At 66.8% G+C, this 22029-nt stretch carries 25 protein-coding genes and 1 pseudogene; 14 read left to right on the top strand and 12 right to left on the bottom strand.

Translation table 11 applies throughout. The annotated features are described in order from the left end of the window. Window positions 1–2 precede the first annotated feature (2 nt). Together AWC07_RS20845 and AWC07_RS20850 are read right to left on the bottom strand one after the other, a co-directional pair. The gene (locus AWC07_RS20845) at window positions 3–1037 is read right to left on the bottom strand and encodes an NAD-dependent epimerase/dehydratase family protein (RefSeq protein ID WP_036419264.1); all 1035 of its coding nucleotides are present in this window, start codon (window positions 1035–1037) and stop codon (window positions 3–5) included. After that, entirely contained in the window at window positions 1034–1540 is a 507-nt protein-coding gene (locus AWC07_RS20850) for a nuclear transport factor 2 family protein (protein ID WP_036419261.1), read from the bottom strand. The genes AWC07_RS20845 and AWC07_RS20850 overlap by 4 nt, the downstream gene beginning before the upstream one ends. 211 nt (window positions 1541–1751) lie before the next feature. Here AWC07_RS20850 and msrA point away from each other — a divergent pair, with 211 nt between their 5' ends. Then, the gene (gene msrA / locus AWC07_RS20855; RefSeq protein WP_036419258.1) at window positions 1752–2264 is read left to right on the top strand and encodes a peptide-methionine (S)-S-oxide reductase MsrA; all 513 of its coding nucleotides are present in this window, start codon (window positions 1752–1754) and stop codon (window positions 2262–2264) included. A 12-nt stretch (window positions 2265–2276) separates the two neighbouring features. Here msrA and AWC07_RS20860 read toward each other — a convergent pair whose 3' ends face one another. After that, a complete protein-coding gene (locus AWC07_RS20860; RefSeq protein ID WP_085105220.1) occupies window positions 2277–3602 on the bottom strand; it encodes a cytochrome P450 in 1326 nt (441 codons plus the stop codon). Window positions 3603–3748: 146 nt separating this feature from the next. On the opposite strand from AWC07_RS20860, the gene AWC07_RS20865 reads away from it, so the two are divergent. The 3 genes from AWC07_RS20865 to AWC07_RS20875 are packed head-to-tail and all read left to right on the top strand — an operon-like array spanning window position 3749 to window position 5661. Next, window positions 3749–4354 (top strand): TetR/AcrR family transcriptional regulator, encoded by a 606-nt coding sequence (locus tag AWC07_RS20865; RefSeq protein WP_036418638.1) that lies wholly within the window; start codon window positions 3749–3751, stop codon window positions 4352–4354. Window positions 4355–4405: 51 nt separating this feature from the next. Next, on the top strand, window positions 4406–4618 hold the full coding sequence (locus AWC07_RS20870) for a TOBE domain-containing protein (RefSeq protein ID WP_036418633.1): 213 nt from the start codon (window positions 4406–4408) through the stop codon (window positions 4616–4618). A gap of 2 nt (window positions 4619–4620) precedes the next feature. Next, window positions 4621–5661: a zinc-binding dehydrogenase gene (locus AWC07_RS20875; protein WP_085105215.1), complete on the top strand. Its 1041-nt coding sequence runs from the start codon at window positions 4621–4623 to the stop codon at window positions 5659–5661. Here the strand turns inward: AWC07_RS20875 and AWC07_RS20880 are convergent. Together AWC07_RS20880 and AWC07_RS20885 are read right to left on the bottom strand one after the other, a co-directional pair. After that, complete coding sequence (locus AWC07_RS20880; protein WP_036419573.1) at window positions 5651–6535, bottom strand: alpha/beta fold hydrolase; 885 nt, start codon at window positions 6533–6535, stop codon at window positions 5651–5653. The two genes, AWC07_RS20875 and AWC07_RS20880, sit on opposite strands and share 11 nt — an antisense overlap. Before the next feature lie 99 nt (window positions 6536–6634). Next, a complete protein-coding gene (locus AWC07_RS20885; RefSeq protein WP_036419575.1) occupies window positions 6635–7870 on the bottom strand; it encodes a sulfotransferase family protein in 1236 nt (411 codons plus the stop codon). A 28-nt stretch (window positions 7871–7898) separates the two neighbouring features. Here AWC07_RS20885 and AWC07_RS20890 point away from each other — a divergent pair, with 28 nt between their 5' ends. The 6 genes and pseudogenes from AWC07_RS20890 to AWC07_RS20915 all read left to right on the top strand — a co-directional run bounded on the left by AWC07_RS20890 (window position 7899) and on the right by AWC07_RS20915 (window position 11844). Further along, a complete protein-coding gene (locus tag AWC07_RS20890) occupies window positions 7899–8486 on the top strand; it encodes a TetR/AcrR family transcriptional regulator (RefSeq protein ID WP_036419576.1) in 588 nt (195 codons plus the stop codon). Continuing rightward, window positions 8483–9595 (top strand): DUF1214 domain-containing protein, encoded by a 1113-nt coding sequence (locus AWC07_RS20895; RefSeq protein WP_036419578.1) that lies wholly within the window; start codon window positions 8483–8485, stop codon window positions 9593–9595. Before AWC07_RS20890 ends, AWC07_RS20895 begins: the two co-directional genes overlap by 4 nt. 153 nt (window positions 9596–9748) lie before the next feature. Then, window positions 9749–9856: pseudogene (locus AWC07_RS27130) on the top strand (helix-turn-helix domain-containing protein); the annotation flags it as partial. A gap of 489 nt (window positions 9857–10345) precedes the next feature. Next, window positions 10346–10597, top strand: a complete 252-nt coding sequence (locus tag AWC07_RS28960) for a hypothetical protein (protein WP_244187647.1) — start codon at window positions 10346–10348, stop codon at window positions 10595–10597. A 279-nt stretch (window positions 10598–10876) separates the two neighbouring features. Further along, window positions 10877–11593, top strand: a complete 717-nt coding sequence (locus AWC07_RS20910) for a hypothetical protein (RefSeq protein WP_425271267.1) — start codon at window positions 10877–10879, stop codon at window positions 11591–11593. Next, a complete protein-coding gene (locus AWC07_RS20915; protein ID WP_244187648.1) occupies window positions 11572–11844 on the top strand; it encodes a hypothetical protein in 273 nt (90 codons plus the stop codon). The genes AWC07_RS20910 and AWC07_RS20915 overlap by 22 nt, the downstream gene beginning before the upstream one ends. A 6-nt stretch (window positions 11845–11850) precedes the next feature. On the opposite strand, the gene AWC07_RS20920 is transcribed toward AWC07_RS20915, so the two are convergent. From AWC07_RS20920 to AWC07_RS20935, 4 genes are all read right to left on the bottom strand, one after another. Further along, entirely contained in the window at window positions 11851–12897 is a 1047-nt protein-coding gene (locus AWC07_RS20920; protein ID WP_036417653.1) for an LLM class flavin-dependent oxidoreductase, read from the bottom strand. Beyond that, window positions 12897–13412 (bottom strand): SRPBCC family protein, encoded by a 516-nt coding sequence (locus AWC07_RS20925; protein WP_036417655.1) that lies wholly within the window; start codon window positions 13410–13412, stop codon window positions 12897–12899. Before AWC07_RS20925 ends, AWC07_RS20920 begins: the two co-directional genes overlap by 1 nt. Window positions 13413–13517: 105 nt before the next feature. Continuing rightward, window positions 13518–14630 (bottom strand): fatty acid desaturase family protein, encoded by a 1113-nt coding sequence (locus tag AWC07_RS20930; protein WP_036417657.1) that lies wholly within the window; start codon window positions 14628–14630, stop codon window positions 13518–13520. Window positions 14631–14655: 25 nt separating this feature from the next. Beyond that, window positions 14656–15738 carry a ferredoxin reductase gene (locus AWC07_RS20935; RefSeq protein ID WP_036417659.1) on the bottom strand — a complete coding sequence of 361 codons (1083 nt, stop codon included), beginning with the start codon at window positions 15736–15738 and terminating at the stop codon, window positions 14656–14658. A 69-nt stretch (window positions 15739–15807) separates the two neighbouring features. Between AWC07_RS20935 and AWC07_RS20940 the strand changes: the two genes are divergently transcribed. Further along, window positions 15808–16482 (top strand): TetR family transcriptional regulator, encoded by a 675-nt coding sequence (locus AWC07_RS20940; RefSeq protein ID WP_085105217.1) that lies wholly within the window; start codon window positions 15808–15810, stop codon window positions 16480–16482. Between the two features lie 120 nt (window positions 16483–16602). Here the strand turns inward: AWC07_RS20940 and AWC07_RS20945 are convergent, their stop codons facing one another. Beyond that, window positions 16603–17208, bottom strand: coding sequence for a GNAT family N-acetyltransferase (locus tag AWC07_RS20945; RefSeq protein ID WP_036419671.1), 606 nt, complete (start codon window positions 17206–17208; stop codon window positions 16603–16605). 199 nt (window positions 17209–17407) lie between these two features. On the opposite strand from AWC07_RS20945, the gene AWC07_RS20950 reads away from it, so the two are divergent. Then, on the top strand, window positions 17408–18505 hold the full coding sequence (locus AWC07_RS20950) for a F420-dependent hydroxymycolic acid dehydrogenase (RefSeq protein ID WP_036419672.1): 1098 nt from the start codon (window positions 17408–17410) through the stop codon (window positions 18503–18505). Window positions 18506–18908: 403 nt separating this feature from the next. On the opposite strand, the gene AWC07_RS20955 is transcribed toward AWC07_RS20950, so the two are convergent. After that, on the bottom strand, window positions 18909–19742 hold the full coding sequence (locus tag AWC07_RS20955) for an ExeA family protein (RefSeq protein ID WP_036419675.1): 834 nt from the start codon (window positions 19740–19742) through the stop codon (window positions 18909–18911). An 84-nt stretch (window positions 19743–19826) separates the two neighbouring features. Further along, a complete protein-coding gene (locus AWC07_RS20960) occupies window positions 19827–20108 on the bottom strand; it encodes a hypothetical protein (RefSeq protein WP_139829805.1) in 282 nt (93 codons plus the stop codon). 102 nt (window positions 20109–20210) lie between these two features. Here AWC07_RS20960 and AWC07_RS20965 point away from each other — a divergent pair, with 102 nt between their 5' ends. Then, complete coding sequence (locus AWC07_RS20965; protein WP_036419679.1) at window positions 20211–21419, top strand: tyrosine-type recombinase/integrase; 1209 nt, start codon at window positions 20211–20213, stop codon at window positions 21417–21419. A 5-nt stretch (window positions 21420–21424) separates the two neighbouring features. Further along, window positions 21425–22029, top strand: a 605-nt coding sequence (locus AWC07_RS20970; protein WP_167380114.1) for a hypothetical protein, incomplete at its 3' end; no start/stop codon positions are given.

Here is a 22029-nt window from a genome sequence, read left to right on the forward strand (position 1 = left end):
GCCTATTCGGATGGCGCGGTCTTGGCGTCCGGCCTGACGGTGCGCATCTCGGCCCAGAACCGGGCGGCCTGGCGAATCGATTCCTCGACTGGGCGCGGCTGCCAGCCCAACTCGCGGACCGCCTTGCTGTGGTCGACTTCGGCTTCGGCGCGCATCATCCGCACCGACTGCAGGCTCAGTTCGGCATCTTTGCCGGTGAGCCGGGCCCGCAGGCTGCCCAGCGCGCCCAGCGCATAGAGCACCGGCATCGGGATCGAGCGCCGCGGCGGCGGCACCCCGGCCTCGTCCGCGGCGATCCGCACCACCTCGGTCAACGCGATCATTCTTTCGGAGACCAGGTAGCGCTCGCCGTTGCGGCCGCGCTCGGCCGCCAGGATCATCGCTTCGGCGGCATCGTCGACGCCCACGGCTTCCAGTTGGATCCCGGTCATCAGGAAGGGCAACTTGCCGAAAACCGCGCCGGCGATGAAGGCGCCGTGGGGTGTGCGGCCCCAGTCGCCGCTGCCGTAGGTCGTCGAGACGCACAGTGCGACGGCGGGCAGCCCCGCCTCCGACACATACCGCATCACCAGGTCTTCGGCCTGGATCCGGGATTGGACATAGGGGCTGACCCGGCGGACATCGACGACGTCGTCCTCGGTGGCCACGTGCCCATGGCGGCGGCCCACCGTGGCATAGGTGCTGGTGAAGACGAACCTGTGCAGGTTCGCGGCTATCGGCTTTTCGACGGCCACATCTAGAACGTTGCGCAGGCCTTCGACGTTGGTGCGAAACAGCGGCGACGCGTCGCGCAACCAGGCTCGGGTGTCGACCACGCAGTAGTAGACGTCGTCGCAACCGTCCATCGCCTCGCGCAGCACCGCGGTATCGAAGACGTCGCCGTGAAATCGGGTGACCTCCAGGTCGTCGATCGACCGGGTATTGGCGGTGGGGCGCACCATCGCCCGTACCTGTTCGCCGGCCGCGACGAGTCGGCGGGTCACATGTGAACCCAGAAAGCCGTTGGCGCCGATGACCAGCTTGGGCTTGGTGCTCATTGAGGTCCCCCATACCGTTGCATCCACTGCGCCGCGTCCTCGTCGAGGGTGCCCAGCGCCTGCGCCTTGCGGCACCACGCCATTCCCGCCTTCAAGAAGCGCAGCGGGTTGTAGATGTCTTCCTGGCGGCACCACTGGCCGTCGCCGGCGTAGGTGATGATCGAGATATTGGTCGCGCTGATCACGCTGCCGTCGCCGGGGTCGCGCATCGGGTTGTCCAGCTCCATGATGATGCGGCCGGTGGACTCGTCGATCACCGACCACAACGACGGAAACGCCACCATGTGACTGCCGGGGAAGGTCGACATCGTGTGCTGAATCCAGGCGCGCACCTGCTCGCGGCCGTGCATCGTGCCCGCGGCATGCTCGATGTATTCGATGTCCGGGGTGTACTGGGCGACCCAGTCGTCCCAGTCTCGCGTCTGCGCCGCGCGGGCGACGGTTCGCTCGAATTCGCCGAATGCCGCGGCCAATTCGTCGCGGCTGAACACCGGGCCGGTCACGTTAGCTCCTCAGGACGGCCCGGCAGCAGCCGTCCGTCAATTTCGGTCGATGAGGCGAGATGACGCGAGATGAGGCGAATCGTACGACGTCCGACGACGGTAGCGCCGACGGCATCGACCCGACTGCGCGGTCTGGCTCTGGGCGATGTCAGCCGACCGCAACTAACCTCGGATCGTGGGCCCTTCACGACACCACCGAAGGAGAGACGCAATGACGACCAACAAGGCAATCCTGGCCGGCGGATGCTTCTGGGGCATGCAGGACCTGATCCGCCGTCAGCCCGGTGTCATCGCCACCCGAGTCGGCTACAGCGGCGGCGACACGCCCAACGCCACCTATCGCAATCACGGCAGCCACGCCGAGGCCGTCGAAATCCTCTACGACCCGGCGGTCACGGACTACCGCACGCTGCTGGAATTCTTCTTCCAGATCCACGACCCGACCACAAGGAACCGGCAGGGCAACGACGTCGGTCCCAGCTACCGCTCGGCCATCTTCTACCTGGACGACGAGCAGCGGCGGATCGCGTTGGACACCATCGCCGATGTCGAGGCCTCGGGCCTGTGGCCGGGCAAAGTGGTGACCGAAGTCAGCCCGGCCGGAGCATTCTGGGAAGCCGAGCCCGAGCACCAGGATTACCTGCAGCGCTACCCCTACGGGTACACCTGCCACTACATCCGTCCGGGCTGGAAGCTGCCGCGGCGGGCGTCGGCAAGCCAATAAATCAGCCGCTAACTAACGCTGGCGCACCACGATTCGTCCGCCGTCCTTGGGAATGTAGGCAACCCCGCGGCAGTGCCACTTCTCGTCGGGCGCCGTCGTCGTCTCGATGACGAAGTGGCGCAGCACTGTTCGCAGCACCACGTCCATCTCCATGTTGGCGAACGCGGCGCCCACGCAGCGGCGGGTACCGCCGCCGAACGGGATCCAGGCGAACGCCGACGGCTTGCTTGCGATGTAGCGTTGCGGGTCGAAGCGCTGCGGGTCGGGGAATACGTCGGGGTTGTCGTGGATCTGGCCGATGTTGATGATGATCGAATCCCCGCGCGGGATCGCCCACTCGCCCAGGTGATAAACGTCGGAATAAACGTGCCGGGCCGCGAAATCGATGACGGTCCGGGCCCGCTGGACTTCCAGGATGGTCGCCTGGCGCAGCTCGTCACCGCCGGCATCGGCCTCCGCCACCAGGTCGGCCAGGATCTGCGGGTGCCGGGTCAGCCGCTCGAATGCCCAGGCCAGCGTGGCCGCGGTGGTCTCGTGCCCGGCGGCCAGCAGGGTGAGCAGCTCGTCACCAATGTCCTTGCGGGACATCACCGAACCGTCATCGTAGGTGCTGCGCAACATCAACGCGAGGACATCGGTCCGATCGGCGAAGTTCGGGTCGGACCGCTCGCGGTCGATCAGCTTGTCGAGGACGGCGTCGTACTGCCGCCGGTACTCGGCCAGCCGGCCCCACGGACTGTACCGGCCATAGTTGCGTTGCGGTTTGGGCATCGCCGCCAGCCGCGAGCCCAGCGTGACCCACGGCGGGATCAGCCGGCGCAGCTCGTCGAGTTCGGCACCGTCGGCCCCGAACACCGCACGCAGGATGGCGTTGAGGGTGATGTGCATCATCGACGGCAGGGTCGCTAACGGCTCCCCCTTCGGCCATCGAGCCGTCTCGCGCAACGTCTCTTCCTCGATGATGGCCTCGTACTTCTTGATGCTCTTGCCGTGAAACGGCGGCGCCAGCAGGCGTCGCCGCCGGCGATGGTCGTCGCCGTCGAGCGCGAACACCGAACCGGAGCCGAACAGCCGGCTCAGATTCGGCTGGATGTTGCCCAACTCGTCGGGACTGGTGGTGAAGACCTGCCTTGCCAGCTGCGGATCACCGACCACCACGACCCGCCCGTAGATGGGGATGTTCAGGGTGAAGACGTTGCCGTAGCGGTGCGCCAGCCGTCGCATCATGCCGCGGCGCGTGACCGCAAAGACCAGGCCTTGGACCAGGCTCGGAATCCGCGGCGCCGGCGGCAACGTGCCTCCGGGTGGTGCTGGCGCATCGGTGATTGCGTGGCTCATCGACATGGGCTCCCAACATCTGCCCCGGCTGCTCGGTCAGGAACACGGGGATGGTACCGCGGTGTACCGCAGGCTTATCCTGGCACGGTACTCTTTGGTACCAAGGCTGACAAGGTCCGCACCGATCCGGGTAAGGAGGCGCGTTGGTGACAGCAGTTGCCGGCACTGCCGCGCCGGCCGACGTCGATCCCTTCCGGCTTCGGCTGTTCGACGGTCTGGCCGCCGCTATCGGTGAACGCGGCTACCGCGCGACTACCGTCGCCGACGTCGTGCGCCACGCGCGGACGTCGAAACGCACCTTCTATGACCAGTTCGCCAGCAAGGAGCAGTGCTTCCTGGAGCTGCTGCGGGCCGACGTCGAAAAGCTCAGCGAGAAGATCTCGGCAGCGGTCGATCCCGACGCCGACTGGCATCAGCAGATTCGCCAAGCGGTCGAGGCCTACGCCGGGCACATCGAGTCCCGCCCGGCCATCACCTTGAGCTGGATTCGCGAGCTCCCCTCGCTGGGCGCCGTCGCGCGGCCCGTCCAGCGCCGCGGATTGCAGCTGCTGTCCACCCTGCTGATCGACCTCAGTGCCAGCCCGGGGTTCCGGCGGGCCGGCCTACCCCCGCTGACCGTGCCGTTGTCGGTGATCCTGCTGGGCGGACTGCGCGAGCTGACCGCACTCGCCGTCGAGGACGGGCGGCCGGTCCGCGACGTCGTCGAACCGGCGATCGATGCGTCGATAGCCCTCCTGGGCCCTCGTTCCTGACCGGGCCGACTACGCTCGTCGCACACCCGGTGATTTGTGGAAGGGACTGCGATGCGGCTATCTACCAGGAACCAGCTCAAGGGCACCATCACCGAGGTCGACCTCGGCAGCGTGATGGCGATCGTCAAGGTCAGGCTCGACGGCGGCGACCAGATCGTCACGTCGTCGGTCACCAAGGACGCGGCGGTCGATCTCGGCCTCAAGGCCGGCCAGCCCGCGACGGTGTTCATCAAGTCGACCGAGGTCACGATCGGCGTCGAGTGACCATGGCCACCATGCGTGCGGAACGCTTCTACGCCGACACCAAAAAGGTTGCGCTGGAAGATGTTCCGATACCCGAGCCCGGTCCGGGCGAGGTCCTGGTCAAGGTTGCCTTCTGCGGGATCTGCCACTCGGACCTGAGCCTGATCAACGGAACGTTCCCGGCCCAGACACCGGTGGTGACCCAGGGCCACGAGGCCTCGGGCACCATCGCGAAGCTGGGCCCCGACGTGACCGGCTGGGCGGAGGGGGATCGCGTGGTGGTCGCCGCCGGCCGGCCCTGCCAAACGTGCCCCAACTGCCGCCGCGGCGATGTCGTCAACTGCCTGAGCATCCGGTTGATGGCTTTCGCCTACGACGGCGCGTGGGCCGAATACACCGTCGCGCAGGCAACCGGCCTGACCCGGGTGCCGGACAACGTTGCGCTGGAGCAGGCGGCGATCCTGGCCGACGCGGTGTCGACGCCGTTCGGCGCCGTCGTCCGAACCGCAAAGGTGGGGATCGGCGAATCGGTCGGGGTCTGGGGCGTCGGCGGGGTGGGCACCCACATCGTCCAGCTCGCACGGTTGGTCGGCGCGGCACCGGTGATCGCCCTCGACATCAACCCGGCCGTTCTCGAACGCGCGCTGGAACTCGGCGCCGACTACGCGTTCGACACCCGTGACGACGGGTTGACCGACAAGCTCGCCGAGGTCACCGGCGGGCGGTTATTGGACGTGGCGTTCGACGCGGTCGGCCTGAAGGTGACGTTCGAACAGGCCCTGGGCTCGCTGACACCCGGCGGGCGGCTGGTCGGGGTGGGAATGAGCGCGGAGTCGCCGACCATCGGACCGACGGTGATGTTCGGGGTGACCCGCAAGCAGGTGCTCGGTCACCTCGGTTACCAGAACGTCGACATCGAGACCCTGGCGAAGCTGGTTTCGCTTGGGCGCCTTGATATTTCGCGGTCGATCAGCGAGGTCGTCACGCTCGAAGACCTCCCGGCGGGCATCGAGAAGCTGGAGCGGCAGCAGGGCAACCCGATCCGCATCCTGGTCAAGCCGTAAGGAACGCGCGCAGCCGGTCCAGCACCAGGTCGGGCCGCTGCTCGACGATCCAATGGCCGACACCGTCGACCAGCTCGACCTCGAAATCGCTTGCGCGATCTTCGTATCCGCGTAGCAGGTTGGGCGTGATCACCGGGTCGCCGGTGCCGTGTAACCAGCGCACCGGCACGTCGACCCGAGCGTCGTCGTACTCGCCGCGCAGCCAGCGCGCCATCTCGGTCGTCTGGAAGCTGCGGTACCAGCGGGAGCCGGCTTCGGCGTGCCCGGGCTGGCGCATGCAGTCGACGTACATCCGGACGTCCTCGTCGGGCACGCGGTATCCGCCACCGACCCAGGACGTCAGCATCCGGAAGTAGCGGGCCTTGGGGTCGGCGATCAGCCGGGGACCGATGACCGGCAGCGAGATCGGGATCTGGTACCAGAACCGCCACATATGCCGCAGCATCCCGAGGTCGCGGCGTACCCACGGCGCCGAGGTGTTCAGCCCGAAGAAGCCGGTCACTTTGGCGGGGTGGCGCAGCATCATGATGAAGGCGACCGGCCCGCCCCAGTCGTGGGCCACGAGTTTGACCTTCTCGACACCCAGCCGGTCCAGCACCGCGGCCAGATCATCGGCCATCTCGCTCTTGAGGTACCGGGAGCGCGGCGCCGAACTCCAGCCCGCGCCGCGCAGGTCCGGGCACAGCACCCGGTAGCCGTCGGCGGCCAGCGGGCCGATCAGCTCGTGCCACTCCCACCAGTTCTCCGGAAAGCCGTGCACCAGCATGACCGCCGGCCCGTCGGTAGGCCCGGCATCGGCGACGTGGATGGTGACGTCGTCGCCTACCTCGACATATCTGTGCTCGACGCCGTCCAGGGCGGGCATTGTGGTCATGTGTTGAGAAGGTAGCGCTTGCCCCACCCAGCCGGCCACCGAGCCTGTAATTTTGCAGGCCGCTACTCGCACTTCTTCTGCCTATTTACAGGCTCGGCGCTAGGTCAGAAACCGCTCGACATAGGGCGCGAAGCGGGCGCGCAGGTCCTCCTCGGCAAGGCCGAACATCTCGCAGGACGTTTCGACGTTGCCCAGCCGGCCGCGCCGGTGGCCGGCCAGGTAGCCGGTGATCGCCGCGCGTGCCGATTCGTCGAGCGGCTCGCCGGCCAGGGCGTACACCCGCTCGGCGACGCCGACTTCGTCGGCCATGAAGTCGTCGAATCGGACGTCGATCGAGCGCCGCGGACCGATGGTGTCGCGATCGCGCACCAGCGCGGTGAGCATCCGGTCGAGCCGGTCCACCCAATACGCCGCAATCGCCGCCACCGGCACCGGCGAGCGGTGCATCCGAGCGGAATAGGTGATCATCGCCATCATCGACAGCGCCACCGGCACCGGGTCGCGGTGGGTGAACACCACGATGCTGCCGGGAAAAACCCGATCCAGCACCGGCACCTGCTCGAGGTGCTGGGGCGACTTGAGCAGCCACCGCCGCCCGCCGCGCAGAAACTGCATCGCCTTGAGCTGCCTGGCCAGGTATCGGTAGTGCGGCGTTTGGTCGTGGGCCAGGTAGTAGTCGCGCCACCGGGGCACCTGGGCCAGCGTTTCGAAAAGCATGGTCGAGAAGTCGTTGGCCAGCAGCTGAATCTCTTCGTGCACATGGTCGGTGGTCATCTCGTGCATCAGCGGGAAGTAGGGCATCACGGTGTTGATCACGGCCACCGCGACGTCCATGCGTGCCCGCCGCGGATCCGGCTCCACGCCAACCTCGTGCGGCAGCGGAAAGGGCTCGACACTTTCCCAGTACGGCATGGTGCGAAAGGTGGAGGCCGCCGCCAGCATGTTGTGCAGATGCGTGGTGCCGGTACGGGGCAAACCGGCGATGAACACCGGTGGTTGCAGTTCGATGTCGTCGATCTCGGGATGCCTGGTGAGCAGGTCGGTCAACAGCAGCCGGTTCTTGAGCAACTGCAGCAGTTGCCCGTAGAAGTTCACCACCCCGGCCGCATGCAGGCCGTCGATATCCCGCAGCGCCGCCAGGAAGACGTCGAGGCGTTGCCGGTAGTCGTCGTCGCCGAAATCGTGCAGGCCGGTGTCGGCGCTGGCGCGCGCGTGCAACGCCCCGGCATCCAACGGACATTGCGGGGCCATCGTGGCCATCATGTCGCGGATCTGCTGGGCCTCCGCGCTGAACCGGGGCTCGGCCAGGTCGTCGAGACGAACGACGTCACTCACGGCAACTTATGTTACTCTGGGTTTCGTAATGGTAGTCGATTTCGGCCGGCCCCGTGATCCGCGGATCGATGCGGCGGTGCTGCGCGCGACGGTTGAACTGCTCGCCGAAACGGGCTATGCCGGGCTGCTGGTATCTGCCATCGCCGAGCGGGCCGGCACCAGCAAGCCCGCGATCTATCGGCGCTGGCCGAGCAAGGCGCACCTGGTGCACGAGGCGGTGTTTCCGATCGGCGCCCAGACCGCCATTCCCGACACCGGATCGCTGGCGGCGGATCTGCGCGAGATGGTGCGACGCACGATGGCGGTCTTGGCGACGCCGGCCGCCCGCGCGGCGCTCCCCGGCCTGGTCGGCGAGATGGCGGCGGACCCGACCCTGCATGCCGCACTGTTGGATCGGTTTGCCGGCATCATCTCCGGCGGTCTTGCCGGACGGCTCGAGAACGCCGCTGCCGCAGGCGAAATCCGGGCCGACGTAACCGCTGATGAGTTGGTCGAGGCCATTGCCGGCATCACACTGCTGCGCCTGCTGACCCGCGGCGCCGAACTCGACGATGCCTGGGTGCACCGCACCACCACCTTGCTCCTGAGCGGAATCCTGAAGGGAATGCCTGAATGACGCACGAGTCGACTACGGCATGGCGGGAATTGCTCGACACCTTGGGCGCCCTGGACAGCGGCTTCCTCGAGGGCGAGCGTGCGGTCACCGACGACCGGCACCTCGCCGACGGGTACCGGATGCTCGCCGCCACCCTGGGTGTGGCCTTCGACGCCTATCTGTTCCCCGAGCCGGGCCGGCCGCAATTCGTCGCGGTCAACACGCCGTTTCGTCGCGACCGCCGCTGGGGCGGCGACAACACCGACGCCTACTACTTCATGTGCCCGGTCGATCCGGCACGGCGCTACCGGATTGGCGGTAACAAGGGTGACAGCGCGTATTTCTCGGTGACCGCCTACAACGAACCCTCCCCCGGCGCGTGGTCGGACCGGGTCGTCGCGATTGTCCGCGACAGTGATCTCGATATCGATTCCGACGGCAACTTCTCCTTCGAGCTGGGTCCGACGCCCGATGCCGCCGTGCTGATGACTCGTGACTATCAGGCCGACCCGCTGACCGGCCGCCCGGTCACCTGGACCATCGAGGCGCTCGACGCGCCGGATCCGATACGCCACGGCGACGCCGAGACCGCCGCAAGACTGCGGGCGGCGGCCACCTGGATGCGCACCATGTTCGCCATCGTGCCGCTGGCCGTCGGGGAGAGGGCCCGTGACGCGCATCGACTCGGCCACGAGACCGCCCACGTCGCAAACCAATTCGCGGCTCCCTATCAGGTGCCCGACGCCAACTTCGGCTGGTCGGCGCGCGACGCCTGCTATTCCTACGGCAGTTTCGTGCTCGACGACGACGAAGCGCTGGTCATCACCCACCGACCGCCGCCGTGCCGGTTCTGGAACCTGGTGGTGTGGAACCAGTTCATGGCCACCTACGGCCCCGCCGAGGGCCCCGATGCCCGCTGCTCGATCAACGGTCACAGCGCGGTGGCCGATAGCGACGGCTCGGTGACGATCGTGTTGTCCCGCGGGACGACGGCCCATCCGAATTCGCTTACCGCACTGGGTTATCCGCAAGGCAACCTCGCCTTCCGGTGGTTTCTGGCCGACGAGCTGCCGGCGCGGCCCGAGGTGCGACTGGTACCGGTAGCCGAAGCGCCGACCGGCGTGGGCTAAAGCTCGCGGAGACGGTCGGCGTGGCCTGCCCCATGGGTTTTCTGGATCTGCAGCGTGTCGACGGCACGTGAAAACTGACCCCGGCGCGGCAACCGAATTTTGACCCCCTGGTCCGGTGTCCTGGCTCTACCCGAGCCAGGAGGACCGAAGGGAATGTTGTCTGTGGAAGATTGGGCTGAGATTCGTCGGTTGCGCCGGGCGGAGGGTTTGTCGATCAAGATGATCGCCCGGGTGATGGGGATTTCGAAGAACACGGTGCAACAACTTGGGATGAGTCCATCGCGTCTGCGTGACTGGCCGACCTTCGTGGTCCTGGTGCGCCCGGTTCACCGTCGGGCACTTTGACCTGTCGCATTGGCAACTGGTGTCTCGTTCGGTTTCGACCTGGCGTTCCGGTCATCTATGCCGGTCATTCGCGCCGACCCGCACGGGCTTGAGCACGCCCACGCGCCTCTCTGTGCGCGGGCTGCCCAACGGCCCAGCCACGGCGGTCTCGGTGGACGAATCGCCGTGCTTCACGGGCGTCGCGCCACTGCGCGCTACTGGTGATGGTGCTCCCTGATACGCAGTTGACTCTGAATGTCCAGCCCACGCGCTCCGGCAACAATTTTTTGTCTCTCGCTTCGCAGCAGGGGGCTACCTACTGGTCCCAAATGACACCGGCATCGATAACCCGCCTTATGCCATGGACTTAAACTCGTGCCCATGGGATCACAATAGCTACGGGTCATTCTCGATCAGCTACACGTCATGGCCGGCCAATGGCAGGGCCTAAGTGCCCAACTCACCGGGTTAGCGCCGTCGTCGCCGGGGCAGCCGTTTCAAACCACCACGGTGGCCGTGAATGGTATCAACGCAGCGATCGGCGCTGCCGCGGCGGCGTTTGTCATCCGAACTCAAGCGGCGGCTGCATCGGTGGCCGCTGCCTCCACGGGTTACGGCAATCAAGAAGCCACTGCGGCGGGCGAAATGGCTGCCGTGACGCACGTGACGGTCGTTTAGATGCCCGCCAGCCTTTCCCAAATCCGAGCGTGGAGCACCGAGCACCTAGTCGACGCGGCCGGCTACTGGAGTAGAACCGCCGACCAGTGGGAGGACGTGTTCCTTCAGATGCGCAACCAGTCCTATTCGATCGCGTGGGAAGGCGCCGGGGGTGATGCGTTGCGGCAACGCACCGGCGCCGACTTGCCCGTTGTAAATAGCAAGGCCGATCAGTTACGTCAGGCGGCTGGGATTGCACGTGACGGTGCCAGCGATATTAGCGCGGCGCAGCGTCGGGTGATGTTTGCCGTCGAGGACGCCCAAAATGCGGGTTTCAACGTCGGAGAGGACTTATCTGTCACGGATACCCGCACTAGCAGCACACCCGCAGAGAAGGCTGCCCGCCAAGCACAAGCAGAGGCATTTGCTGGTGATATCCGCTCGCGCGCCGAACAACTTGAGAGCGCAGATCTTAGGGTTGCCGGTGCGCTGACCGCCGCCACGGCAGGCTTGGGCAACGTCAGCTTCACACCGGCTCATAGCGGTAACGGAATCCAGTTGGTCGACTTCAATCAAAATAGTGGTCCTGAATCTCCGCCCCCCTTTGCCCCGTGGGACACCCCTGATGGGCCACCGCGGCCGGGCACTGGCCTGAGCCCTAAGCTGCAGCAGATGATCCTCGGTGGTGATCCAGCTAATTTGACCGGCCAGGGTCTTGTGGACAATGTGCAACGGTTCGTGCAGTCGCTTCCCGAAAACGACCCCAGGACCGCGTGGTTGCGCGGCCAGGTTGCGGATCTGCAGGCGCATGTGAAAGACATCGACTACGCCCGTACCCATTGCAGCACCAGCGACTGGATCGACCGGACTAGCCAGTTTGCCAGCGGTTTGGTAGTCACCGGCATCGGCGGGCTGACCGCAGAGACCGGGGCGGGGCTCGCGGTCGCTGTGGCGGGCGGTGTCGGCACGGCCGTAGCGGGCGAGAATCTGCTGAAATGCCTGACCGGGACCAAGTGATGGACGCACTGGTTGGGGCGATCCTTTCTGGCGCGTTTGGGTTGGCGTTGTGGGCCGCCTGGCGCCCTCGGTATCGTGTGGCGTCCTACCTCCTGGCCGCGGCTATCGCGGTGGCGCTTGTCGCGGTCCTGCTGGTCATCGGTAACACCGACATGGTCATCGTTTCGGCGGGCATGTTGGCGCTGTTCGGCTCGATGGTGATCTTCAATCATCGGCGAGCCCAACGGACACGGTCACGCACAAAGCGGTAATTCGAACTAGAACTGAACCTCGCGGACCAGCTCGATGGCCCGGCCGAGCGTCGAAAGCTTGGCATCGAGCGTGTCGCCCGCGGGATAGAGCCGCACCGTGTTCACGCCGGCGTCGCGCCACACCGCAAGGCGGGCCCGGACCATGTCCTCGGTCCCGATCAGCGTGGTGGCCAGCACCATCTCGTCGGTGATCAACGCGACCGCGCGGTCGCGCTCACCGCGCTGCCAGTGTTCCCGCACCGCGGCGGCGACGTCGGCCCAGCCTTGCCGGCTGTAGGCCCGGTTGTAGTAGTTGGTGCTGGCCGATCCCATGCCGCCCAGGCTGAACGCCAGCTCCTTCTTGCGACCGGCGACCATGCCTTGCAGCTGGTCCTCGTCCTTGGCGAACGCGACCTCGGCGCCCTGACAGATGTCGATGTCGGCCCGGGTGCGACCGGCCGCGGCCAGCCCGCTATCCAGGTGCGCGAAGTAGGCGCCGGCGGCGCCTTCCGGCACGAAGCTGGTCCCCAGCCAGCCGTCGGCGATCTGTCCCGTCAACCGCAGCATCGCCGGCGACAACGCGGCCAAATATATCGGGATGCGGTGCTCGGGCCGCGTTGACAAGCGCATCGGCACCGCCTCCCCACCGGGGCGCGGAATCCGAAACTCGTTGCCGGAGTAGGAGATCTTGCCGCCGGCAAACGCTTGCCGCACGATGTCGATGGTTTCGCGCATCCGCGCCAGCGGCCGGCCGAACGACACCCCGTGCAGGCCCTCGATTACCTGCGGACCCGAGGCGCCCAGGCCGAGCAGGAACCGCCCGCACGACAGGTTGGACAGCGTGATCGCGGTCTGGGCCACCGCCACGGGCGATCGGATGCCGAGTTGCAGCACACCCGAGCCCAGCAGCATCCGGTCGGTGCGCGCGGCGAGGTATCCCAACGCCGACGGCCCATCCGCACCCCATGCCTCGGCGACCCAGCAGACGTCCAGCCCCAGCTTTTCGGCCTCGACGACGAACTCCACGGTGTCTCGGCCGGCGCTGGACAGTTCGACCGTGGTGGCGGTGCGCATCAGCGGACCCCGTGTTCGGCCAACCTCTTGATCGCGGCCAGCGTCTTGTCGATCGCGGTCTCGAACTCCCGCAACCGCACGAAGACGATCTTCTGTTCCTTGTCGGGCATCGCGTCGATGGCCCGCGACAACCCCGAGCGGCCCGGCCCCAGCTGCGTCCAGTAGGTCAGCAGGGTGCCGCCGTCCCGGGGTGTCAGGCGGAACCGCCAGGTGGCCGAGGGGTTGTCGGGTTCGCCTACGGCCCAAGCGAATTCATGCGGCTCATCACAGCAGACGATTTGTGACGTGGTGGTCCATTCGCCGAACGCGTCGTGCTGGTTGTGGCCGATGAACCGGGCGCCCATCCGGGGGCCGGTGGCCCCGTCGACCCATTCCACTGCTTGCAATTCGTTGCTGAGGGTCGGCATCAACTCGACGTCACAGACCAGACTCCAGACGCGCTCGGGATCGGCATCGATCCACGTCGAGGCCTCCACGGTTGGCTTGTCCGCATAGCGTGCGCCGGTCCACTCCACGGGCCCATTGTCCTCCAGTCGGGCCCGTGGAGCGGCCCCGAATCTGCCGGAAATCTGCCGGGAAGCTATCCGAGTTCCGAACGAAACGCGTGGGACTCGACCGGCCTATGCGACGGCCAGTGCCCGATCGGCCGGCTGCTCGGCAGCGGGTTTGCGCCGCGCGGGCCAGGACCCCGGGAGGCTGAGCTTCACGATCTTGCGCACCACGGTGGCGAACTGGTTGGGCAGCGGGCCGCTGTTGTAGGGGATGCCGTAGCGCTCACAGATCTCCCGCACCTCCGGGGCGATCTCGGCGTACCGCCGGGCCGGCATGTCGGGGAACAGATGATGCTCGATCTGGTGCGACAAGTTGCCCGACAACAGATGAAACAGCTTGCCGCCGGTCAGATTTGCCGAACCGAGGACCTGGCGGAAGTACCACTGACCACGGGACTCGTTCTTGGTTTCCTCGGCGGTGAACTCCTGAGTGCCGTCGGGGAAGTGGCCGCAGAAGATGATCATGTACGACCACACGTTGCGCATCAGGTTGGCCGTGAGGTTGCCCGTGAAGACGAACGGCGCGAACGGCCCGGCCAGCAGCGGGAAGGCGACGTAGTCCTTGAGGGTCTGCCGGCGCGTCTTCTTCCAGATCGCCCGCAAGACCTCGCGTTTGTCGGCCAGCCGGATCTCACCGGCCCGGATGCGCTCGGATTCCAGTTCGTGCAGCGCGACGCCGTACTGGAACAGCACCATCAACAGGAATGCGTAGACCGGGTTGCCCAGGAAGTAGGGCTCCCAGGGCTGGTCTTCGCTCATCCGCAGGATGCCGTAGCCGATGTCGCGGTCCATTCCCACGATGTTGGTGTGGGTGTGGTGCAGGTAGTTGTGCGAATGCCGCCATTGATCGGCCGGGCAGGCCGTGTCCCACTCGAAGGAACGCCCCGAGATGGCCGGGTCACGCATCCAGTCGTACTGACCGTGCATGACGTTGTGGCCGATCTCCATGTTGTCCAGGATCTTTGACACCCCGAGCATCGCGGTTCCCAGCAGCCACGCCGGCGGCAGGAACAGCAGCAATCGTCCGCCGACTTCCAGGGCGCGCTGCGTCTTGATGACTCTGCGGATGTAGTCGGCGTCTTGTTCGCCGAGATCCGCCATGATGCGTTCCTTGATGGCGTCGAGTTCGCGGCCGAATGCGTCGGCCTGGTCGGGGGTGAGGGTGATCTTGTTGGGTGTCATTGAGAACTCCTTGAGATGTTGTCGGTTATAGAGCGAGGTCGACGTCGCCGACGGGAACCGAGACACAGATCTGCACGTCCTCGTCGGGACCCGTGGAGACGGCCCCGGTGACCAGGTTTCGCACGGTGCCGGCGGTCTTGCGCCGGGTGCAGGTGTGGCAGATGCCCATCCGGCAGCCGTTCTCGGGTGCCAGGCCGGCCGCCTCCGCCTGCTCGAGCAGCGAGCGGCCGTCGTCGACGACGTCGATACTGCTGTCGGCGAAGGACACTCGGCCACCCGAGGGGTTCGCCGGCGCCTCGAACACCGGAGGCACGAAGCTCTCGGTGACGACGTTGTCACAGTGCTCACGTACCGCCTCGACCAATGCTGTTGGGCCGCAGACGAATACCGCGTCCGGCGACGCCATGGCCGTGGTCAGGTGGTCCGCGCCGAACCGGCCGGCCAGATCACCGGCGCCGGAGCGGGTGTAGCCGTGCAATACCCGCACCCCCGGCCGACCTTTGTGGGCGGCCAACTCGTCGCGGTAGCACGCCTCCGCAGGCGTGCGCGCGTAGTGCACAAAGGCGATCTCGCCTTGATGGCCCTCGGCGACCAGCGTGCGCAGCATCGCCATGACGGGCGTGATGCCACTGCCGCCGGATACGAGCAGGATACGGAGCGGCCGCTTCGCCGGTAACACGAAGTCGCCGCCGACACCGGCCAGACCGACCACCATGCCGCGGCGGGCACGCTGGTACAGGTAGGTCGAGACCAGCCCGCCGTCGTGGTGGCCGATCGTCAGCTCGAGGGTCGGGCTGCCTTCTGCGTTGGCCGGTGAATAGCAGCGGGTATGCCGGCGACCGTCGATGTCGACGGTGAGGTTGACGTACTGACCCGCCTTGACGGTGTGGGTGGAGGTGAAGGTGTCGTTGGGAGCGAGGGTGAGGGTGACGCTGCGCGGCGTGTCGCGCCGCACCTCGATGACCTTGGCGCGGGCCTCACCCAATGTCCACGTCGGCGCCACCAGCTCGGTGTAGCGGTCGACGCCGTGCGGGCCGGTGAGCAGGCCGACCAGGTCGGAACCCAGGACTCGCTTCGCAACAGCCTGGCTGAAAGTTTGAGTGAACATATGTACACGGTGCGTCGGGATTGAGCAGTTCGTCAAGTGTTTCCCCAGGTCTGTGGTAGGGTTCACACAGTGAACGATCGTACTCCTAGCTCACGCTCACACCGGTCCGGCCAAGGCCGGGCCCGCGCCACCGTGTCGCGGGAGGAGCGCAAAGAAGCCACCCGGCGCGCCATCGTCGCCGCCGCGCTCAAACTGCTGCAGGACCGCAGCTTCAGCGGCCTGAGCCTGCGCGAGGTGACCCGGGAGGCCGGGATCGTGCCCGCGGCGTTCTACCGGCACTTCGAGTCGATGGAGGCCCTGGGGCTGGTCCTGATCGACGAGTCGTTTCGCACCCTGCGCGACACGTTGCGCGGGGCGCGCGCCGGCAAGCTGGACCCGAACCGGGTGATCGAGTCGTCCGTGGAGATCTTGGTGGGCAGCGTCGCCGACAAACGTGAACACTGGCGTTTCATCGTCAGGGAGCGCTCCACCGGACTATCGGTGCTGCGCTACGCCATCCGCACGGAGATCCGGCTGATCACCTCCGAGCTGGCCACCGACCTGGCCCGCTTCCCGGGGCTCAACGAATGGAGCACCGAGGACCTCAACATCCTGGCGACACTGTTCGTCAACGCGATGATCGTGATCGCCGAGGCGATCGAGGACGCCCAGAGCGCCGAGGCGCTGGAGGAGATCCATCGAATCGCCGTCAAGCAGTTGCGGATGATCGCGATCGGTGTCGCCGGCTGGCAGAGCAAGCCCTGATCAGGCGGGCACCGAGTCGGTCTCGCGCTCCCAAACGCGGTGTTTGGCAAGGACTTTGGTGAATGCTTCGACGAAGTCGTCGGACAGGTCGTCGGCCGCCGCCTTGCTCCGGCCGGATGCTCAGCGCGGTTCGCGCCACATCGGCCAAATCGGCGGCCCGCCGTGGGGCAGCGCGATCTCGCCGGTGACGGTGAATCCGAAACGTTCGTAATACGGGATGTTTTCGGGTTTCGAGGACTCGAGATATGCCGGGCAGTACTCGGCGTCGCAGCGGTCCAGCCGCGACCGCATCAAGGTCTGACCAAAGCCCCGCCCGCGCACGCCCGGGTCGCTGCCGATGACGGCCAAGTACCAGTGCGGTTCTTCGGGATGCGCGCGCTTCATCGCCTCCTGGACAGCGCGTGCGGTCGCTCCGCGAAAGCCGAATACCCGCAAGAATGCCGGGGTCATGGTCAGCTCCGCCCGGCGGGTCTCACGCCATTGATTCGGCGGATCCCACAGGGCGGCCGCGCCGACGCCGGCGCCCTCGCACGCCACCTCGACGCCGCCGCGGGCCAGATGGTGGTGCCGGGTCATCGTCGCGAACACCCGATGAAGGTGCGCGAGCCGGGACTTGTCGTCGGGCAGCAACCATGTCATCACCGGGTCGTCGTAGAAGGCGCGAGCCAGGGTGCGGGACAGATCGCGGATGTCGGCCTTCTGCGCTGGGCGCGCCTGGGAGGTCACCAGCCCAAACTAGTGGTAGCGCCGACGGATCGGCCAATCCGCCGCCCTGCGGGACTCATGCCCGATCGGCCAGCTGGTCAATCGCTTCGGCACAGCTTTCTGCGCAGCCGCGCCCGATGCGCCGACGGCTGTGGCAGCCCCGGCGAGCGTGCGGCAAGCTCGGTGGTGTGACGGGTCGCGTGACGGGTAGTCGGAGCCGGTGACCGGCATCTCGCGACGGGCGTTTGCACGACTGGCCGCTGGCACCGGCGTGCTGGGGACGGGCGCGATATCCACCGGGTGCGGCACCCGCGGCGAACCGACCGGCGAGGCGACCGGCCCCACGGTGTCGCCGGCCAGCGGCATTGGAGTCGTGTTGTCCCACGAGCAATTCCGCACTGATCAGCTGGTGGCGCAAGCCCGGGCCGCCGAAAGTGCCGGGTTTGGGTACGTGTGGGCCAGTGACCACCTTCAGCCGTGGCAGGACAATCAGGGTCACTCGATGTTTCCCTGGCTGACCTTGGCGTTAGTGGGTCAAAGCACCACTCGTATCTCGCTCGGCAGCGGGGTGACCTGCCCTACCTACCGCTACCATCCGGCCACGGTGGCCCAGGCATTCGCCTCGTTGGCAATGCTGAGTCCGGGCCGGGTGTTCTTGGGGCTCGGCACCGGTGAGCGACTCAACGAACAGGCCGCCACCAACACGTTCGGTTCCTACCGGGAGCGCCACGACCGGCTGGTCGAGGCCATCAGGCTGATCCGCCAGCTGTGGAGCGGTGAGCGAATTTCGTTTGACGGACGGCATTTTCAGACGGACGCTCTAAAACTCTACGACCTGCCCGCCACGCCACCGCCGATCTTCGTGGCCGCCAGCGGTCCAAAAAGCACGGAGCTGGCCGGCCGGCACGGGGACGGCTGGATTACCCAAGCAGGCGACCTCAAGAATCCGCGGCTGCTCGCCGCGTTCGCCGCGGGGGCACAAGCCGCCGGACGCGACCCCGCAAATCTTGGCAAGTATGCCGAGCTGTTCGCTGTCGTCGGTGACCATACGACGGCCACCCGCGCCGCCGGCCTGTGGCGATTTACCGCCGGGGCCGTCGACCAGCCCAACCCGGTGGAAATCCAGCGTGCCGCCGAGTCGAACCCTATCGAGAAGGTGCTCGCCAACTGGGCCGTGGGCACCGACCCGTCGACCCATATCGGTGCGGTGCAAGCGGTGATCGATGCCGGTGCCATACCGTTTCTGCACTTTCCGCAGGACGACCCCACCGTCGCTATCGAGTTCTACCGCACCAACGTCTTGCCCAGGCTGCGCTAGCGAATCGGCCTTGATCCGCCGGCCTCTCAGGATCCGGGCGCCTGCCCGGCTAAGTGCGCTAATTCTCTTGCGGGCCTAGGCTTGTCGCTACTAGGCGGGCGTGGGCTACGCCCGGTGTGGGGAGATGGAAATCGCGTTGGGTCGGTCGCTGACGGCGCCGAGTGTGCGCTGACGGCGCCGAGTGTGCTGTCAGGGCGGCCGGATCGTCAAACTCTCGCCCTACATACACGGTCACACCCGTCACCGCACACTCGATGCGGCGGCATGAGAGTCGACCCGGTGTTGCGCGTCACTGATCGTGCACACGGCGGCGTCATTGCCGGTGAGGCTGGTTGGGGTGTGAAATGGCCCCGCTCGGGTGGTTTCGGGCGGGGCCGGGGTGGTCGGGGTGTCGCCGGGATGGTCAGGGTGTCGGCGCGGGTTGGGTGTCGTGGTTGGTTTCGGTGACCGCGGATCGGGCGCTGGTTTCGTCGACGAGGTTTTTGCCGGCGGCGCAGGTGGCGATGAGCGCGGAGATGGCGAGCCGGTTGACGGCGCGGGGTTTGCCGCGGCCGGAGTCATGAATGAGGCTAATGGCGTCGTCGGTGAACAGCGGGTCGGATCGGCCCGCGAGTTGTAGGTGGTGGCGGATGTAGCCGGCGGTTTCCTCGTTGGTCATGCCGGTCATGGTGCGGCGCACGGTGATGCGTTGTTCGAGCGCGGCCAGGATTCCCAGGGCCATCTTGGTGGCCAGCGTGGGTTGGCCTAAAAGTATTGTGGCGAAGGGTGATTCGGTGTCAAGCCGATGATTAGTGAGCAGTCGCAATGCTTCGAGGGCGTCGTGGGAAAGCAAGTGGCCCTCGTCGATACACAAGATGGGGACCCGGCCGCGTTCGGCTGCTTCGGCGGCCAGCGCGTCGCGGGCTTGGGGGACCAGGGCGGCGTTGTGGAAGCTGGGGCGTGCGCCCAGGGCGGACACGATGTGGTGGTAGATGCCGCGGGCGCCCACGGTGGGGTCGGGGATGTAGATCAGGTGGTGGCGGGCGGGTTCGGCGCGCTCGATCGCGGCGCGGGCGGCGACGGTTTTGCCCACGCCGACCTCGCCGGTGATCACGGTGATGCCGCGAGTGGCGATGCCGTAGCCGATGCGGGCCACGGCCTGGGCGTGATCGCCGCTGCGAAACAGCATGCCCGGCGCGAGGCCGCGCCCGAATGGCATGGTGGTCAAGCCGAAATAGGATTGGATTTTGTCCAGCATGGGGGGGTTCTCCAAGGTGTTCTGCGGTCGGTGGTGAATGAGGTTGGGGTTCAGTCTGTTTACGAGGCCAGCGCCGCTGATCTGCTACCGGTTGCCGCTGCAGGGTTCGGTGTCGTTCTCGCAGTCGGTGAGGGCGGGGCAGTTGATCGCTTGGCCCACGTCGGTCTGGTGGGCGGTCTCCAGCAGTTGCAGGTAGTCGATGCCGGTGGCCTGCACCGGTGCCGGTGTCTGGGATTTGACCGCGGGGTGGGTGTGGCGGCCGATGGTGTGCGGCACCGCGTGGCCCATCGCTTTGCCCTGGTATTCCACCTCGATGACGGTCAAATCGAACGGGGTGAACAACAGGTCCACCATGCGCCCGGTCAACGCGGCGTCAACCTGATAGCGGTTGCCTGTTAACTGAACTACCAGTGCTGTCCTCCCTGTTCAGGAGGCATGTCTGGTGAGTGGCCGTTAGGGTTCCGGCCCATGATCGGAGATGAGTCGGAGCGGGACCCGGCGGCGTTGGCGGTCGCTCGGGTCGGGCGGCTGGAGGCAACCGGTTCGCCATGGGAGCCGTATCGGGTGATCGATCCGACCGGGGAGGTGATCGGCCCGGTCGGTGAGTTCCTCAAAGAGCTGCAGGCGTCCGGGCGGTCGGAAGCGACGCAGCGGTCGTATGGTCATGATCTGTTGCGGTGGTTCAGGTTTCTGTGGGCGGTGCAGGTGCCGTGGGACCAGGCGACCCGGGTCGAGGCACGTGATTTCTGCCGCTGGGTGCAGACCGGGAGCAAACCGGCGAGCGTGCGCTGGAAGCAGAGCGACGCGCTGCCCGCAGTGTCTGGCGGGAAGTACGCGCCGACGACTGCTGCGCATGGCGAGACCGTGTTACGGGCGTTCTACGACTTCCATGTCGACACCGGTGCGGGCCCGATGGTGAACCCGTTCCCGCTGGTGCGGGAACGGCGACGTAAAAGGGTTGGCGCGCACCACAATCCGATGCATCCGCGCCGCAACGAGCGTGTCGGGTTGTATCGACCCAAGCTGGTCGAACGGCCGCCGCGCTGCATCCCGGACGAGAGATTCAACGAACTGTTCGCCGGGCTCGGATCGCATCGCGATCGGGCGCTGGTGGCGTTCTTCGTGTCGACCGGTGCCCGGGCGTCGGAGCTGCTGGGTGGGTGCTGCGGCGATGTGGATACCGGATCGCAGCTGATCACGGTGATCCGCAAGGGCAGCCGGGTGGCGCAGCAGCTTCCGGCCTCGCCGGATGCGTTCGTGTGGCTTCGGCTGTATCAGGCGGAATTTCACGGACGGGTGCGGACCGGGCGCGACGATCCGCTGTGGTGGACGTTGCGGCGGCCGTTTCGCGCACTGACCTATCACGCCGCCCGCGCAATGTTCATCCGCGTGAATTCCGTTCTAGGAACGGACTATTCGATCCACGACCTGCGTCACACGGCTGCCTATCGGATGGCCCGCGACCCTGATATGCCGCTGACCGACGTCCAGTGGATCTTGGGCCATGCCCAGCTGACCACCACGCAGATCTATACCTCGGCTCCGGTCGAGGAGACCATCGCAAGCATCCTGGCCCACCACGCGCGGCGAGCCGCAGCGCCGACAACACCGGCCGCGATCACGCCGGAATACCGCTCCGATGCACTGGATGTGCTGTTCCCGGGGGCCTCGCGGTGACCACGGTGCTGGTTTCGACCGCCACGCCCGCGACGAGCCGCGACCAGCGGGGACAACGCTCGGATCGTCGCGACTTGTTCGAACTGCGAAAGCAGTTCCCGGCCCGGGCGAATCCCGTGTCGTGGGAAGCCACCGAAGCCTCGCGCGGGCGTGTCCTTGCCCGGGTGTTTCGCGCGCCGTTCACCGCCGACAACGTCAAATACCAGGCCGAGGTGCGGCGAAGTGTGCGCACCGTGCTGGACTGGCTGGCCACGATGCCAGGAAGAACCTGGCAGGCGCGGTGGGCCGCCTCCGGCGCGGAACACGCCGCCGACTGGCGGATCCTTCCGGTGACGCCGTTGGCGGCCGGGCGCACCGAGACCGCCATCAGCAACCTGCACAACCGCTGTTCACGCGGTTTGTCGGTGCTGATCTGCGCCGATGTGATCCGGCCCAGCCTGGGCTGGCTGCTGGCGACTCCGTCGCCGAAGAACCTGGCCGCCGCCATGGCCCGCAGCCGCGACCCGGAGGGATTCGCGGTGCTGAACGAGCAGTGCCATCGGCTGGCCGTCGGGGACACGGCTCGCCGGATCGCGCTGGCGCGCATCGCCATGATCATGGCCGCCAAAGG

Origin of the sequence: Mycobacterium gastri (genome assembly GCF_002102175.1) — a bacterium.
In the GTDB taxonomy this organism is placed as follows: Bacteria; Actinomycetota; Actinomycetes; order Mycobacteriales; family Mycobacteriaceae; genus Mycobacterium; species Mycobacterium gastri.